General features: G+C 51.6%; 7 protein-coding genes and 1 tRNA gene. 5 read left to right on the top strand and 3 right to left on the bottom strand.

The features are described 5' to 3' along the window. From Q0R57_RS04720 to Q0R57_RS04705, 4 genes are all read left to right on the top strand, one after another. A partial coding sequence (locus Q0R57_RS04720; RefSeq protein WP_294744252.1) for a DNA alkylation repair protein occupies positions 1-645 on the top strand: 645 nt, incomplete at its 5' end. A gap of 39 nt (positions 646-684) precedes the next feature. Beyond that, positions 685-1,578: a hypothetical protein gene (locus tag Q0R57_RS04715; protein WP_294744251.1), complete on the top strand. Its 894-nt coding sequence runs from the start codon at positions 685-687 to the stop codon at positions 1,576-1,578. A 2-nt stretch (positions 1,579-1,580) separates the two neighbouring features. After that, positions 1,581-2,321 (top strand): YjbH domain-containing protein, encoded by a 741-nt coding sequence (locus Q0R57_RS04710; RefSeq protein ID WP_294744250.1) that lies wholly within the window; start codon positions 1,581-1,583, stop codon positions 2,319-2,321. Positions 2,322-2,490: 169 nt separating this feature from the next. Continuing rightward, entirely contained in the window at positions 2,491-4,437 is a 1,947-nt protein-coding gene (locus tag Q0R57_RS04705) for a nucleoside-diphosphate sugar epimerase/dehydratase (RefSeq protein ID WP_294744254.1), read from the top strand. Between the two features lie 100 nt (positions 4,438-4,537). Here Q0R57_RS04705 and Q0R57_RS04700 read toward each other — a convergent pair. The 3 genes from Q0R57_RS04700 to Q0R57_RS04690 all read right to left on the bottom strand — a co-directional run bounded on the left by Q0R57_RS04700 (position 4,538) and on the right by Q0R57_RS04690 (position 12,224). Continuing rightward, positions 4,538-4,619, bottom strand: a tRNA-Leu gene (locus Q0R57_RS04700). A 117-nt stretch (positions 4,620-4,736) separates the two neighbouring features. Next, positions 4,737-9,422, bottom strand: coding sequence for a leucine-rich repeat protein (locus Q0R57_RS04695; protein ID WP_294744249.1), 4,686 nt, complete (start codon positions 9,420-9,422; stop codon positions 4,737-4,739). Between the two features lie 294 nt (positions 9,423-9,716). After that, the gene (locus Q0R57_RS04690; protein WP_294744248.1) at positions 9,717-12,224 is read right to left on the bottom strand and encodes an AAA family ATPase; all 2,508 of its coding nucleotides are present in this window, start codon (positions 12,222-12,224) and stop codon (positions 9,717-9,719) included. A 209-nt stretch (positions 12,225-12,433) separates the two neighbouring features. On the opposite strand from Q0R57_RS04690, the gene Q0R57_RS04685 reads away from it, so the two are divergent. Next, a complete protein-coding gene (locus Q0R57_RS04685) occupies positions 12,434-18,031 on the top strand; it encodes an alpha-2-macroglobulin family protein (RefSeq protein WP_294744247.1) in 5,598 nt (1,865 codons plus the stop codon). The last annotated feature ends 1 nt before the right edge of the window (position 18,032 follow it).

Genomic DNA, 18,032 nt, shown 5'->3' with positions numbered 1-18,032 from the left:
CCGCTGGAGTGCACGGGAAGAACGGGAATAAAGACAACGCCGCTGGAGTGCACGGGAAGAACGGGAATAAAGACAACGCCGCTGGAGTGCACGGAGGAGGCGATAAGAGGGCGCGATGAAATTCTGACGATGTATCTCAATTATGCGGAGCAGGCGAACAACTGGGACTTGGTGGATTTATCTGTGCCAAAGATATTGGGACATTGGTTGCTGTTGCCGACGAACCTGAAAGACCCCCTCCCGTCCCCCTGCTTAGGGGGAGAAAGACCCCCTCAGTCCCCCTGCTTAGGGGGAGGACAAGACACCCTCCAAATAGATTATAAGCGGAAGGTGCTGGATGAGCTGGCACAGAGCGAGAATTTGTGGAAGCAGAGGATGAGCATGGTGTGTACATGGAAGACGTCACAGATGGGGGACCCGTCGTGGTGTCTGAGGTATGCTGAGATACATCTGCACCATCCGCATGACTTGATGCACAAGGCGGTGGGGTGGATGTTAAGGGAGATGGGTAAGCGATGCTCAATGGAGCTCCTGCGTGACTTCCTGCGTCAGCATGCCCACGAGATGCCTCGCACCATGTTGCGATATGCTATCGAGAAGATGAGTGAGGAGGAAAGAAAGAAGTGGATGAAAGGTGAAAGGTGAAAGGTGAAAGGTGAAAAGTGAAAAGTCAAAAGTGAGAGTATGAGAATAAGATGGATTGTTTTTCTGTGTCTTTTGGCATTGCTACCTGCGAAGGGCAGGGCGCAGCAGGCAGGACAAGTGGAGCTGTTCGCTGGGGCTGAGTTGAGCTATGCCGATATTAACTATCTGCGCCTGTATGATGTGCTAATCAATGTGACGCCTGGCGTGAAGTGGCATCTGGGTAAGGACTGGCAGGTGGCAGGACAGGTGTATCTGCCACTGATCAATGATGGCTATCCAGAGCGTTACGACATGATTCGCCTGAACATGGCGAACATCTCGAAGGAGATACATTTCGATGAGGCGAAGCAGCATTTTAAGGTGACTGCAGGACTGTTTGGCATGGAGCGTTATGGTGCGGACCTGCGGTGGATGTACCCCATCAACTCGTGGCTGATGGTACATGCCCGTCTGGGACTGGTGAACCACTGGGCACTGGGCTTTAACCTGCAGAACGATGTTTCGGAGTCGGAATTTGAAACGAGCCAGTGGTCAAAGTTTGGTGTGGCAGGAGCCAGCGTGTGGCTGAACCCCTGGGCTACTGAGTTCCGTGTCTCGGGTGGCCGTTATATGAATGGTGATAATGGTGTGGAGGGTGAGATCATCCGTCATTTCAACCATTGCTCGGTGAGTCTGTTTGCCCAGATCCATGAGCGTTATCAGAGCACAGGTGGCTCAAACGACAAGTCTGGCGGCTTCAGGGTGGTGATGATGATTCCGCCTTATAAGAAGTCGCACGAGAAGGTGGTGTTCAGACCTGCATCGAACTTCCGCCTGACGTATAATGCACAGTCGGATGGTTATTCGATGAAGAAGTATAACACCGATCCGGAGGAGAACGAGCGTACACTACCGATGCGCTTGCCATGGGGTACGGGTAATTTTAATGAATGATGATGATGAGACGACTATATTTTTTATTGATGATATGCTTGCTGACCACAACCGTCAGGGGGCAACAGGCTACAGGTCTTAACGGACTTATTCATGTGCCAACGGCTGACATGGACACGGTGGGCATGGCGCGTATTGGTGCCCAGTTCCTGCCTCACGAGATGGTGCCAGATGCTTTCACGTTGGATGGCGAGAAATATAATACGGCATCGAATTACCTGAGTATTACGCCCTTCCGATGGATTGAGCTGGGATATGGCTATACGCTGATGAAGTTCCATAAGAACCTGAACCCAAAGCGACAGACAGGTTTCTATGCCAAGGATCGCTATTTCTCGGCCAAGATCCAGTTGATCAATGAAGACCAGTGGTGGCCTTCTATAGCTGTTGGTGGTAATGATGTGTGGGGATCTGGTGAAGACGGTAAATCGGGAAGCAACTACTATAAGAACTACTTCGTGGCTGCATCGAAACATATTGATTATTCCGGACATCTGTTTGGTGCCCATGTGGCCTACCGTGACTGGTATCGGGACTATAACCACCGATGGAATGGGGTGGTGGGAGGTATCACCTACCAGCCTGCGTTCTATCAACCCCTGCGAGCCATCGTAGAATGGGATGGTAATGGGGTGAACTGTGGTGTGGACTGTCGTCTATACCGTTATTTCCTCCTGCAGTGTGGTTTGTTTGAGGGTAAGGCCTTTACCTGTGGCTTGTGCTTTAGTATTAATCTGTTGTAAAAATTGAAAATTGAGAATTGAAAGGTGAAAGTTGAAAGGTCAAAGGTGAAAGGTGAAAGGACAAGAAAAACGGTGAAAAGATAAAAAAAAGGTAAACAGTGTTGTTTTTTAAAATAATTTTTTATAACTTTGCAGCCGATATACAAAGAAACAAGAGAATAATAGTATGATGAACCCACTAGGAAAGGTATTAAGCTGGTACTTTAATAAGAACTCGCTGCCTTATTGGTGCGTGTTTTTGACCGATAGCGTAGTGGTATTTTTTTCGGGGGTTTTCGCCTATTGGATGTTTAACAAGACAGCCGCATTGGTAGATAACCGTTTCGAGGTCTTAAATACTTTACTCATTTACACATTCTTTGCCATGCTGGGCTTCCGCCTGTTCCGCACCTACTCGGGTGTGGTCAGGTTCTCGAGCTTCATTGACCTGATGCGCGTGGCCTATGGCAGTCTGGTGTCGATGCTCATCGCCTTGTGTTACTCTTTCGTGATGGAGGCACAGGATGTTCAGTTGGTATCGAAGCTGAGCCAGACGGAGATTGTGACCATGTTTGTGATAGCCACTCTGTTGATGTGGGCTGAGCGTGTGGTGGTGAAGAACCTGTATGATGTGGCTTTCTCTGACAAGCGTGCGATGAGAGCCCTGATATATGGTGCCTTGACTGGCGGTATTGGTCTGGCTAAGAACATCAACTCGCAGCGTCCAAAGAAATTCCTGTTGCGAGGCTTTATCTCGCATGATGACCGTGCCAAGCACATGCAGCTGATGGGTTGTAATGTGTATAATGTGAATGATGACCTCGCGTCGATCATCGCAGAAAAGCATATCCAGGCTATCCTCGTGTCGCCACAACGTGTGGAGGATTTCCGTAATAACCAGGAGATGCAGGACCTGCTGATCAAGGCGGGCTGTAAGATATTTATGGCTGAGGGTGCCAAGGAGTTGAAGACTGTTGATGGTCAGTTGACAGAAGATGACTTCAAGGGCATACAGCTGAAAGAGGTGTCGGTAGAAGACCTGTTGCCACGTAGTGAGATTGAGATTGACCTGGATTCGGTGGGACAGCTGCTGCATGGTCAGCGTGTGCTGATCACCGGTTCTGCAGGTAGTATCGGTTCTGAGATGGTACGTCAGGTGGCCTCGTTCGGTCCTGCCGAGATGATGCTGATAGACCAGGCCGAGACACCTGAGCATGATATCCGCCTGATGATGCATAAGGAGTTTCCTGACATCAAGGCAGAGACCGTGGTGACCTCTATCTGCAAGCAGGAGAGGATGGAGCAGATCTTCTCGTTGTTCAAACCCGACTATGTGTTCCATGCCGCTGCCTATAAGCATGTGCCTATGATGGAGGACAATCCCAGCGAGGCTGTGCAGAACAATATCTACGGCACAAAGGTCATTGCTGACCTGAGCGTGAAATATGGCGTCAAGAAATTCGTGATGATATCGACTGACAAGGCCGTGAACCCCACGAACGTGATGGGATGCTCAAAGCGTATCTGCGAGATCTATGTGCAGAGCCTGGACCAGTCGCTGAAGACCAACAAATCGGCACAGACACAGTTTGTGACCACACGCTTCGGTAATGTGCTGGGATCGAACGGTAGTGTCATCCCTCTGTTTAGAGAGCAGATCAAGAATGGTGGTCCTGTGACTGTGACAGACCCGAATATCGTGCGTTTCTTCATGCTGATACCTGAGGCCTGTAAGCTGGTGCTGGAGGCTGGTACCAAGGGTCATGGCGGTGAGATATTCGTGTTTGACATGGGTAAGCCGGTGAAGATTGCTGACCTGGCACAGAGGATGATTGCCCTGTCGGGTGCCAAGAATGTGAAGATTGAGTTCACCGGACTGCGTGCTGGCGAGAAGCTGTATGAGGAGGTGCTCAACGAGTTGGAGGGTACCAAGCCCTCGTTCCATGAGAAGATCCGTATTGCTGAGGTGCGCGAGTATGACTATGAACAGGTGAACAAGGAGATAGAAGACCTGATTGCCATCTCAAAGAATTATGACGATATGGAAACGGTGAGGAAGATGAAAGCCATCGTGCCGGAGTACAAATCGAATAACTCCATCTACGAGGAACTTGATAAGGTGAAAGGTGAAAGGTGAAAGGTGAAGGCTGCGAGTAAGCGAGAACAATGACAAGCTTGCTTGATTATTGTCGAGCGTGAGCAGACTAGACCGAAGGTCAAGGGTGAAGGGTCAAGGGTGCGCCTGACAGGACTCGAACCTGCACTTCGGAAGAAACTAGATCCTAAGTCTAGCGCGTCTACCAATTCCGCCACAGGCGCAAAAGCGGATGCAAAAGTAATACTTTTTATTGAATTAACCAAATTATTACATAAAAAATAAAGTGAGCGAGGTTGGAAACAGCCTCGCTCACTTGTGTTATCACCCCGAAAGGTGACTTATCGCACCACAATCTTCTTGTTGCGCTTGATGTAGAGACCCTTCTTGAGTTGTGCGTTGACACGACGACCCTGGAGGTCGAAGACCTCTTGCTGGGCGTCAGAGGCGTGAAGAGTATTGATGCCTGTGGGGTTGACAACCGTCAGGATACCGTTGACATAGGTGATCTCGTAGTTCTGGGCCTCGGCACCAGAGACACGGATCTCATATTCGCCTGCAGGACTGTCGATCGTGGCGTCACACTCGATGACAGGACGTACCACGAATACGGTGTCGGTCTCCTTGTTACGGAATGACTTATACGTCAGCTCGAACTCGGGGTTAGGCTCACCCACATTGCGGGTGTAGCTATTAGCCGTGATGGTGAGTGGGGCAGGGGTGATGGTGAGCACACCCTCGCGCAGCTCTACATTAGGCGTGGTGATAGTACCTGCCATGACTGTGATGGGATAGGTGCCAACAGGCAGTGTGGCGATGGCCATCGACTCACAGGCTGTCTCTGGCGTGCCAATGACAGGGGCTCCCAGCACCTTGGGGTTGATGATACCCATAGAACGTCCGTAGATACGGGTGGCCTCAGCGGTGACAACAGGCTTGCCGGTATATTCCGTGAGCTTCTTATCGGTCCATGACTCGTCAGCCTGATAGCCTGCCAGTACTGCTCCAGGCACGAAATAGGTGGTCTGGGGACGTATGGTGAAGTTACAGGGCAGCACCATCTGGTCGTTGAGGATGACCAGGTACTCGAGTGTGCTGCAAGCTGTGAAGGCTGAGCTGCTGATCTGGGTGATGCTGGCAGGCAGATAGAGAATCTGCAGGTCGCTGGCATTGCGGAAGGCATTGTCAGGGATGGTGGTCAACGAGGTGAAGTACTTGAACTCCTCGAAGTATATGATGTCAGCACCACGGAAGGTCTCACCGATATCTGTCACAGCCTGCGCCTCTTCGAAGGTCAGCTCACCATCGCCATCAGCATCCCAGTTGGTGATACAGAGCGTCATGACCTTACTATCCTGGAAGGTGATGAAATGCAGCTTGGCACGTACAGACACCAGGGCTTCCTGGAGCTCACCGAGGGTGCTCTGCGGGTTGTCATAGACAGCCTGCTCATCGGTGACGTCAATCTCCTGGGCCTTGGCGGTAGCCAGGTTCTTCTTCAGCTTCGCCACCACATCATCGATGGCCTGTGCAGCCTTATAATCCTCCTCGGTGACAAACGCCCACTGGGAGTTTGGCGTGATGCCCTTGATATCCCAGTAGATGCCATGGGTGGGACTGGCAACATCACTCTGGTGACTCTCGTCGATGCCCAGGTAATCACCTTCCACATAGGTGGCATCGCTGGCAGGCACATGGAGGGCGTAGATATTGTCTGCCACGGGCTCTACCGTCCAGTAGGCCTTGGCCGACAGGCTACCATCGCCGAAGCATGCCTTGACACCGCTACCCACCTTAGTGTCGGTATTGGTGCGGAACACCACATTGTCTGTGATGTTGTCTGTGATGGTGTAAGTGTCGCCGGTATTCTTCACCCAACGGTAGAGACGTCCCTTCTGGGCCACGATAGACTGGGTGCCATAGGCCTCGCCCATGGTCAGCATCATGCGTGTACCTATATTATATATATAGCCAGGCTGGTCGGTGGTGATGGGTGAGAAGACAGGCTGCGTGTGAGCACCACGGATCTCAATGATGGTACCGAAGTCCTTCCAGACAGGTGCCTCAGCATAGAGGGCCTTGGAACCGAAGGGCACGTAAAGCGTACACTGGGCCAGAGGCACGTTCTTGAACACGTTGCTGCCCATATTGATGCTGGCAGGATTAGGATTGGCAATATTCACCTCGCGTAAGGCCGTACAACCCTCGAAGGCCTCATCGCCAATGACGTTGACATATTCAGGGATATTGATGGCCTTGAGCTTCCTACAGCCCTTGAAGGCGTAATAGTAGATTTTCTCCAGACCCTCGGGCAGGATGACTGTCTCAAGGTTGGTGCAGCCCTGCATGAAGTTGCCCGGGATGGCCAAGACATGGGTGAAGTACTGCAGCTCCTCGACCTTCACCAGTGAGGTGTAGTTCATGAAGCTGAACAGCCAACCGAAGTCGCTGACATCAGAGGCCTCCTTATAGCTCAGCTCACCATCGATGTCGCTATCGAAGTATTTGATACACTCCGTGCGCACCTCCTTATGATAGAACTCCATGAACTTCAGTTTCTTACGCAATGAGCTCTGGGCAGCAGCAATCTCTTCGAGGGTGCTCTCCAGATTGTCGAAAACGGCCTGCTCCTCTTCATAGCTGACGTTACGCTTCTTGGCAGTGGCAATCAGCTTCTCCAGTGCCTGTGCCTCGTTGAAACGCTCTGCGACAGCTTCATCGTAGAGCACCAGCTGCCACTGGCAGTTCAGCGCGTGGCTGTTGTAGTTCACATCATAGTAGGCACCGTAGGTGGTTGTGGCCGCATTGGTGGCATGGTCGGTCTGCACACCCAGGAATTCACCTGCTACATAGGTCGCATCGTCAGCGGGTATCTGGATGGTGTAGATCATGTCGCCCGCCTCCTGGATGCTCCAGTAGGCATTGGTGAGCTGTGTGCCATCCACGAAGCATGCCTTGACGCCATTGCCTACGTTAAGGTCTGATTTTGTGCGGAACAGGTATTTGCCGCTATTGCCAGTGTCGGGTGAGGTGAAGTAATACACACCCTCAGGTTTGGTGGAGGGATGTACTGCCTTGAAGCGCATGGGTGTGGTGCCCACCACGGCCTGTGTGTTGTAGGCTTCGCCCTTGGTCAGGTAACGTCCTGTGCCCACATTATACAGATAATACGTGTTGCCAGCTTCGAGGGTGGAGAAACGACCTTCGGAGATGTCACGTGTCTGCAAGATAATTCCGAAGTCCTTCCACTGCTCGGCTGTCTCGAAGAATGTCTTCGTGCCCTGCATGACATGCAGGGTGGCCTTGCTGAGGTCCACATTCCCGAAGACCGATGTGCCCAGGGTGATGATGTCAGGATGGAAGGTGTTGACAGTGAAGCTGGTGAGGTGTGTACAGCCTGCAAAAGCTTCGTCGCCAATGCTGTTGATGCTGATGGGCAGGTTGACCTCGGTGAACTGAGCACAGTTCTTGAAGGTGCCTTTCCCGATGGCCGTCATCTCGTTGGGGAGCTCAAAAGGTGTGAGCAGAGCACAGCCGGAGAAAGCCTCCTCGCCAATGGCGCTAACCCCTGTGGGGAGGTTGAGCTGCGTCAGTTTCTTACAGTCTTTCAGGGCCCTTGCGCCAATGCTCTTCAGCTTCTTGGGCAGTCGTAGCGTGTTCAGGTTAGCACAGCCATTGAACGCATCATCGGGTAGGGTGGTGACTGCCGTGAAGTAATAGAGCTCAGGGAATTTCTTGATGTTGGTGTTGCCCTTAAAGGCATCGCCAAGGTCTGTGATGGCTGCTGCCTCGCCATAGGTCAGCTTGCCATCGCCGTTGGCATCCCATTTCTCTATGCAGACGGTCTTCACGGAGGTGTCGCTGAAGGTCATGGCTTTCTCGCCGAAGTTCTCGGGCTCCAGGCCGATGATGATATTTCTGCCCGTGCTATAGCCGTCTTCGCTGCCGCCAATGCCCTGTCCGTTACCTGGCGTTAGGTTTGTCAGGTAATAATAGCCGTCGCTCTGTCCGCCCCAGCCCCAGTTGATGTAGTAGCGCTGGTTCTCATAGCCACAGGTCAGGAAGGCATGACCCACACTCCAGTCGCCGGTATAACCACCCAGATACACAGGGCGTCCGGCAGTCAGTTCTGTATAAATCAGTCGGTCTATTTCATCCTCGCTACTGAACTCGTTGATAAACTTCACTGAGTTGCCATAACCGAAATACTTCTTGAAGGCTTCTGCGGCTGCGGTGGGCTGTGCGCCTGACGATGAGCTGGTGTAGTCCATCTCTATCGCCACACCACAGTAGAGCATCAACTGCGCTACGGCCTGCTTCTGCAGGTCGGTGGCAGAACCGTAGGTGTCCTTCATGTTGTCCCAGTCGATGGGAGAACCAGCAGGAATGCCTGGCACCTGAATCCCTTTTGTGTATGTGGTAAAGCCAGGGATGGCTGCAGTGGTCTCTGTGACCGATTTCTCGCGGTTGTAGTACAGCAACTGCGCCATGGCGGTGGCCACACAACCTGTCACAGAGCGTGAGCCACCATCCAAAGGACAGAGGAGGTTATAGGGGGAACCCTGACTCCATTTAGACGTCACGAACGGCTCTACCTTGGGGTGGTTGGCAGGCAGTCTGTTTACAGGTGCACCAGCCTGGATGGCCTCTATCTGACGGGCATAGTCGTTCAGCATGTCCTGCAGTTGCGGGGGCAACTGTTCATAGTCGAAGTTGCCATTGTCGGTATAACCCAGGATCTCGATGGTCTGGTCATCGCCAGAGGCAATGATGAAACCCTCGTTATCGCCACGGTCGAACACATAATACGGTTCATAAGCCGTAGCACTGGCAGCCCTCTTTGGTGAGAGGCGTTTCTCGTTGACCACCGCCTTGATGACTTTGCTGTCGCCTTTCATCTTCTGGAAGGTTGTCACTTTCTTTCTCGCCTGTTCACGTGTGATGGGGTTAGCCATCATCTGTACTGATACCATGCACATCAGGAGCCATGCTACCAACACGTTGAAATAGGATGTTGTTTTTCTCATTGTTATGTGTAGTTAGTATTTTCGTGGCAAAGGTACAAAATCTTTTTCAGATTGCAAAATAAAAGCCTAAAAAACTCCTGCTTCGGGATGCTGTTACTGTTGTGCCCGTAAACAGAAAATTTTTTAATGGAAAGGCACAAAAAATACCACAAATTATTTGGTCGTCACAGAAAAATAACCTATCTTTGTGCCATACAAAAAAGCCAACCTAATAATACTACCTTAAATTACATACTGACTTATTAACACAAAAGTGCGACTCCTGTTCTGGGAATCGCACTTTTCGTTTGTGGGTTAGTGATGGAACACCAAGCCATCGCCAAAGGAATCGACAACGATGGGTTTGTCACGGCTGATCTCATCGGCCAACAGCTTCTTGGACAGGTCGTTGAGCAGGTACTGCTGGATAGCTCGTTTGACGGGACGAGCACCATATTCCGGATCGTAGCCCTCCTGAGCCAGCCAGTCGACAGCCTGTGGGGTGACCTCAAGGGTGAAGCCCTGTGGCTCGAGCATCTTCTGCACATGAGAGAGTTGCAGCTTCACCACCTCGGCAATCTGTTCCTTGGTGAGTGGCGTGAAGGTGATGATCTCATCGATACGGTTCAGGAACTCAGGACGCATGGTGGCTCTCAACTGCTCACGGGTAGCATTAGAGGTCATGATGATGATGGTGTTCTTGAAGTTGGCAGTACGGCCTTTGTTATCCGTCAATCGACCATCATCAAGTACCTGCAGCAGGATGTTGAACACATCCGGATGTGCTTTTTCGATTTCGTCGAAAAGTACTACTGAGTATGGCTTGCGACGTACTGCCTCAGTGAGCTGACCACCCTCATCATAGCCTACGTATCCCGGAGGCGCACCTATCAGACGGCTCACGCTGTACTTCTCCTGATACTCACTCATATCGATACGAGTCATCATGGTCTCGTCGTTAAACAGATAGTCAGCCAGGGTCTTGGCGAGCTCTGTCTTACCTACACCTGTGGTACCCAAGAAGATGAAGCTGGCGATAGGACGCTTAGGATCCTGAAGACCGGCACGACTGCGGCGCACTGCATCAGACACTGCCGTGATGGCCTCGTCCTGACCGATGACACGCTTGTGAAGCTCCTCTTCGAGGTGCAACAGTTTTTCGCGTTCGCTCTGCATCATGCGGGTGACAGGGATGCCTGTCCAGCGAGATACTACTTCTGCGATATCATCGGCGGTTACTTCTTCGCGAACCAGCGAGTTGTCGCCCTGTGCATTGGCCAACTGACTCTGGATATGTGCGATGTCATCCTCGAGGGCCTTCAGTTTTGAATAGCGTATCTCGGCTACCTTGCCATAGTCGCCCTCGCGCTCAGCACGCTCAGCTTCCAACTTCAGGTTCTCGATATCCTGCTTGTCCTGCTGAATCTTGTTGATGAGCTGGCGTTCGCCTTCCCACTTGGCACGGAACTGTGTCTCCTGCTCTTTCAGTTCAGCGATATCCTTATCCAGCTGGGCAATCTTCTGCGTATCGCCCTCGCGTTTGATAGCCTCGCGCTCGATTTCGAGTTGGGCTAAACGACGAGTAATCTCGTCCAATTCCTCTGGCACTGAGTCGCGCTCCATACGCAGTTTGGCTGCAGCTTCGTCCATCAGGTCGATGGCCTTATCAGGCAGGAATCGTTCTGAGATATATCGCTCTGACAGTTGTACTGCTGCGATACATGCATCGTCCTGGATACGTACCTTGTGGTGATTCTCGTAGCGCTCCTTCAGTCCTCGCAGGATAGAGATGGCGCTGAGCTCATCGGGTTCATCGACCATTACTGTCTGGAATCGGCGCTCAAGGGCCTTGTCCTTTTCGAAGTACTTCTGATACTCATTAAGCGTGGTGGCACCAATGGCGCGCAGCTCGCCACGAGCAAGGGCAGGCTTGAGGATGTTAGCTGCATCCATGGCACCCTCGCCACCGCCGGCACCAACAAGAGTGTGGATCTCGTCGATGAACAGGATGATGCGACCTTCGGCCTTAGTCACCTCGTTGATAACACTCTTCAGGCGCTCCTCGAACTCACCTTTGTATTTTGCACCAGCAACCAGTGCTCCCATATCCAGTGAGTAGAGTTGCTTGTCCTTCAGATTCTCAGGCACATCGCCACGGACAATACGTCCTGCCAGTCCCTCTACGATGGCTGTCTTACCAGTACCTGGTTCACCTATAAGAATAGGGTTGTTCTTGGTGCGTCGGCTCAGTATCTGCAATACACGACGAATCTCATCATCACGACCAATCACGGGGTCGAGTTTGCCTTGGCGGGCAAGGTCTACCAGGTTCTTGGCGTATTTCTCCAACGACTGGTAGTTATCGTCGGCACTCTGACTCTGCACACGCTGTCCCTGACGCAACTCGAGGATGGCCTGACGCATGTCTTTCTCGTTGGCACCGGCATCCTTGAGCATACGACTTACCGTAGAATTGACTGTTATAAGAGCCAATAGAATTGGCTCACAGGAGACATACTCGTCGTTCATCTCACGGGCATGGTCCTCGGCTTTCTGCAGCACCTTCTGTGAGTCGTTGGAGAGATAAGGCTCACCGCCCTGCACACGTGCCAGATGTTGCATCTCCTGTGAGGCCAGCATGTCGAGTTGTTGGACATTGACGCCCAACTTCTGGAAGATAAACGATGTGATGTCCTGCGCCTTGTCCATCAGCGCCTTGAGCAGATGTACTGGCTCGATGGACTGTTGACCGTTCTGGCGGGCTGTGTTGACAGCCTGCTGAATGACCTCCTGCGCCTTGATTGTAAATTTCTCAATTGTCATAATATTACTCCTTTCTTGTTAGTTTTGTTCTGACCAAAAGCGAACAAAGAGCGTGCCGTAAGGAAGAAATGTGACAAAATGGCGTGCATCGGTGACAGAACGTCATTGGCTATAATCCGTAAAATGCGTTAAACTTTCATATTTTAGGGCAAGAGAAGCGTGACGTGTCAGAAATATTTGCTATCTTTGCTATCAAAACTGACATTCGTATGAGAAAGATTATATTTGGCATTCTATGCATGGTACCTACGATACTTTTCGGACAGAGCTTTGACACGTTGTGGAAGCAGGTAGAGGCTGCCCGCAAGAAGGATCTGCCACAGACTGAACAGGAAGCCCTGAGGAAGATAGTGGTGAAGGCTGAGAAGGAGAAAGCCTACGGACAGCTGCTGAAGGCAGAGCTACAGAGCGCACGTACACAGTGTGAGGTGAGTCCCGACTCACTGAAACCTGCCGTAGCACGTCTGCAGCAACGTGAGCAGGCACTGAAAGACCCTGCCTTGAAGGCTGTCTATCAGACCGTGTTAGGGTCTGTCTATAACATGAACCCTTCTTTAGGTGATGATGCCCAAGTGCGCTCCAAACAGTATTTTGACGAGGCACTGAAAGACCCTGCCATGCTGGCTTCTGTGAAGAGTGGTGACTATAAGCCTTTTGTTGAGGAAGGTGTTGACAGTCGTTATTATGCTGGTGACCTGCTAAGTGTGATTGGTTATGAGACCCAGCGCTATGACGTGCTGCGTGACTACTATTCCAAGACCTCGAACCGCGAGGCTGCGCTGATGAGCAGTATCGCCTTGCTGTCGCAGCAGATGAATGGCATGTATGAGAAATGCGAAGGCTCTACCTGTCTGGCTCGTATTGACTCACTCATCAATGTCTATGCCGATCTGCCAGAGGTGGGAGAGGCTGCTATCCTGTATTATCGGTATATGCGTGAACATACCGATGCCACAGCGAAACAGCAGTGGGGCTATCTCGAGATGGCCCTGCAGCGTTGGGGCTCCTGGCATCGCATGAATATGCTCAGGAATTATCAAAACGAGCTGAAGGCTCTGACGTTCCTTGCCAGTGGTGAAGAGATCATCCTGCCTCAGCATCCTTATGTGGTTAAGCTGAAGCAGATGCGCAGCGTCTCGAAGATGACCATGCGTGTCTATCAGGTGAAGACCACTGCCAGGGAGCTGGGGCGTGTATATCTTCGTAATAAGGATGGTTATCAGAGGGTGAAGCCTCATCTGAAAGCCATGCCTGAGCTGACACAGACCCGACAGTATGAGGGTAAGGCACCTTATGAGTTCTATGAAGACTCGCTGACACTGCCCGCCCTGCCTGTAGGTATCTATATGTTGGAGTTTGAGAGCTCGCCGAAGTCAGACAATGTAGAGCGTGCCCTTCTGTATGTCAGTGGTCTGCGTGTGCTCTCGCAGAGACTGCCAGACGAAAGAATGCGTTATGTGGTGGTGGATGCTATCACGGGACAGCCCGTGAAGGGTGCCCAGTTGCGCTTGAGGGTGCGTCTGGACTATGTCACGCTGACGACTGATGCAAAGGGTGAGTGTGAGTATAAGATCAATGGCACGCGACCTTCAGAGCTTTATGCCTTTACCACCAGTGATAATGCCTGTCCTGATGTGTATCAGAGTAATTGGTTCAGCTTCAGAGAAGCCCAACGGGTGCTGTCGCATACCGAGATATTCCTGGACCGTTCCATCTACCGTCCTGGTCAGAAGGTACACATGGCTGCTATCCTGTATCAGACGGAAGATGGCTATAAGCACAGCGTAGAGAAGGGTAAGACCGTGAAAGCCATACTCTATGATGCCAATCATAAGGAGGTGGCATCACAGACGCTGATCACCGATGACTATGGCACCTGTGCCGCTGACTTTACGCTGCCCCGTCAGGGACTCTCCGGCATGTACTCCGTGGAGGTTGGCGTGCAAGGCAAGTACTTCTCTGTGGAGGAATACAAGCGTCCTACCTTTGAGGTGGAGATACCTGAGGTGAAGGAGAACTATGCCGATGGTGACACCCTGCAGGTGAAAGGTACTGCCCGTTCGTATGCTGGCGTGCCTGTGCAAGGTGCCACAGTGACATATAAGGTGGAACGTCGCCGGGCCTATTGGTGGTGGCGTTATTCCAGCTATTGGAATCAGGTGACGATAGGTGAGGATACAGAGGATAATATCATGATGAGCGGAGAGACTGTGACCGATGCTGATGGCTCGTTTACGATACCTACGCCTCTGGTGATGCCCAAGACCCGTTATCCCATGTTCTATAATTTCGTGGTGATGGCTGATGTGACTGACCAGGCTGGTGAGACCCATCATGGTGAGCTGTCATTGCCTTTGGGTAACAGGAAGACTGCCCTCAGCATAGACGTGCCTGAAAAGGTGCTGGCAGAGAGTAATGCGGGACTGCTGTTCCATCTGCGTAATGCCGCTGGCACCGATATCGAAGGAGAGGTGAGTTATCGCTTGACGCCGGAGGGTAAGCGTAGTCAGGACTGGCTGACCGTCAATACCAATAAGTATGTGTCGCTGGCAAAGTTGAAGAGTGGAAAATACCAGGTGGAAGCTATCTGTGGTGAAGATACGGTGAAACAGGACTTCGTGGTCTTCTCGCTTGATGATAAGCGTCCTGCCACAGAGACTGATGACTGGTTCTTTGTGTCCCATGATTATTTCCCTAATGACGGTACGCCTGTGACATTACAGGTTGGCTCGTCAGCTAAGGATGTGCATATGGTCTATACCCTTCTGGCAGGGAATACTATTGTGGAGCGGGGCTCTATTGACAAGAGCAACGAGCTTGTCAACCGCAAGCTGAACTACCAGGAGTCGTATGGCAATGGTCTCACCATCACCTATGCTTGGATAAAAGATGGTAAGACGTATCATCATGAGAAGTCACTCCGTCGTCCTGTGCCCGACAGTAATCTGCAATTGAAGTGGGAGACCTTCCGTAATCGTCTGGAACCAGGACAACAGGAGGAATGGACCCTGACTATCGTTGGACCTGACGGTAAACCATGTAACACCTTTAGCCCTGACGGGAAACCCTTTAATGCGCAGCTGATGGCCACGCTCTATGACAAGAGCCTGGATCAGCTCGTGCCTCATAGTTGGATGCTGATACCTTATCTCAACCTGCCCATGCCCTCGACCACATGGAACAGTCGCACCTGGATGATGAGTAGCTGTTTGGGTAGCGTGACACAGAAACCGCTGAGCTATCGTGAGCTGTCGTTTAATAAGTTTGACCACTCTGTCTATCCCGCCTATTATGCCCGTCCAATGTTCTCTGGCAGGAGAGCACTTGGGGCATTGGCTGAGACAAAAGTCCTGATGGTCAACGAGAGTGTTGTTGACGAAGTGGTGGAAATGAAGGAGGTGAGTGCTGATGCCGCCTTCACTGGTTTGGATGCGGAAAATGTTGATGAATCCCTGCAAGGTCGCATAGCAGGACTGGATATAGTTGGTGGTGAAGGTAGTCTTGGTAGTCATGCCAAACGCCTTACTGGAAGTAGTCAAGCAGCGGAAGGGACAGTAGGAGAGATGGCGCCTCAGATGCGTGAGAACCTGATTGAGACCGCTTTCTTCTATCCTCAGTTGCAGGCTGATAGCGAGGGTAAGGTGACTATTAAGTTCACGTTGCCTGAGAGTCTGACTACCTGGCGTTTCATGGGTCTGGCCCATACCCAGGATATGAAGACTGGTATCTTGGCTGATGAGGTGGTTGCTAAGAAGGATGTGATGATACAGCCTAACCTGCCGCGTTTTGTGCGTCAGGGCGACAAGGCTTTTATCGCTGCCCGTATCTTCAATACCGGTGACAAGACCATTAGCGGCAAAGCCCGACTGGAGTTGCTTGACCCAGAGACCATGGAGGTGGTCTATGCTGATGAGCAGCATGTGGAGATAACCGCAAACGCTACCATTGCCGTCGCCTTCCCCTATGATTGCAGTCATGAGACCCGCAGTCTGCTCGTAGCCAAGGTGATGGTCATTGGCAGTGGCTTCAGCGATGGTGAGCAGCACTACCTGCCCATCCTGCCCAACAAGGAACGTGTGACCAAGACCGTGCCTTTCACGCAGAACCAGCCTGGCACAAAGACTATTGACCTCAATAGTCTGAAGCCTCAGACCTCGAACCTCAACTCTCAATTCTCAATTGAATACACCAACAACCCCGCCTGGCTGATGATTCAGGCCCTGCCTGTTGTGGGTCATCCACACGACAACTGCGCCCTCTGTCAGGCTGCCTCTTTCTATGCCAACGCCATAGGTCGTCATATACTGAAGCAGAACCCGCAGGCCAAGAGCGTGTTTGAGGCCTGGAGTAGGGAACAGGGTAGCGAGACCTCGTTGATGAGCAGTCTGCAGAAGAACGAGGAACTCAAGGACCTGATACTCGACGAGACACCATGGGTGGCAGATGCTAACCGTGAACAGGAACAGAAGGAACGTCTGGCTGACTTCTTCGATGAGGCTCTGATGGAGCAGCGTCTGGCCACTTCGCTGGAGAACCTTGAGGACCTGCAACAGGATGATGGCTCATGGAGCTGGTGGCCTGGCATGACTGGCTCGATGTATATGACTGTCGAGATCAGTGAGATGTTGGTACGTCTGAACCAGATGACCACCAAACAGTCTGACACCCGTGAGATGCTCAGTGATGCCTTCAGCTTTATGGGTAAGGAGATTGTGGAGATGGTACGTGAGATGAAGAAAGACGCCAAACGTGGCTGGACACCCACGTTCCCCAGTCATATGGCCTTGCAGTGGCTTTACATCTGTACCCTTGATGGTCGTTCACTGCCTGCCAACGTACAGGAGGCTAACGCATACCTTATTAAATTATTAAAGAAGGAGACACGTAACCAGAGCATCTACGACAAGGCGATGTCGGCTATCGTGCTGAACGATAAGACCTATATCAAGAGTCTGAAGGAATATACCGTCTATAAAGAGGAGATGGGGCGCTATTACGACACACCACGTGCCTTCTACTCCTGGCGTAACTTCCGCATACCCACACAGGTGGCTGCCATTGAGGCCATCAAACGACTGACACCCAATGACAAGCAGACCATCGAGGAGATGCAGCGCTGGCTGTTGCAGGAGAAGCGCAACCAGGCCTGGGATACGCCTATCAATAGTGCTGATGCTGTGTATGCCTTCCTCAATGGCAATAGCGAGGCACTGAAGGCTCAGGCTAAGACCGTCCTGAAGGTTGATGGTAACGAGATTGAGACCTCACAGGCTACTGCCGGCATTGGTTATGTGAAGACCGCCATGTCTGGTGATGACAAGAAGCTGTTTACTGCCGAGAAGACCTCTACAGGAACCTCGTGGGGTGCTGTCTATATGCAGTATATGCAGAACACCAGCGAGGTTGAGGAGCAGAACAGTGGCATCAGCGTGAAGCGTGAGATGCTGAGTAGTGATAAGCATGAGGTGATGAGTGGCCAGTGTCATGTGGGTCAGCGCGTGATAGTCCGCATCACCATCGAGGCTGACCGCGATTATGACTTTGTACAGGTCATCGACAAACGGGCTGCATGTATGGAGCCTGTCTATCAGGTGAGTGGGTATCGCTGGGGCTACTATACCACACCTCGCGACTGCTCTACCAACTATTATTTCGATAGGCTGTCGAAGGGTAAGCACGTCATTGAGACAGAGTATTACATTGACCGCGTGGGCACCTATGAGACAGGCACCTGCACCGCCAGTTGTGCCTATAGTCCTGAGTTCCGCGGTGTTGCCAAATCGCAAACCATAGAAGTAAAAGACTAAA

Origin of the sequence: uncultured Prevotella sp. (assembly GCF_946407605.1) — a bacterium.
GTDB lineage: Bacteria > Bacteroidota > Bacteroidia > Bacteroidales > Bacteroidaceae > Prevotella.
Note: the sequence above shows the minus strand (reverse complement) of the source record. Positions and strands in the feature narration are given on the sequence as shown.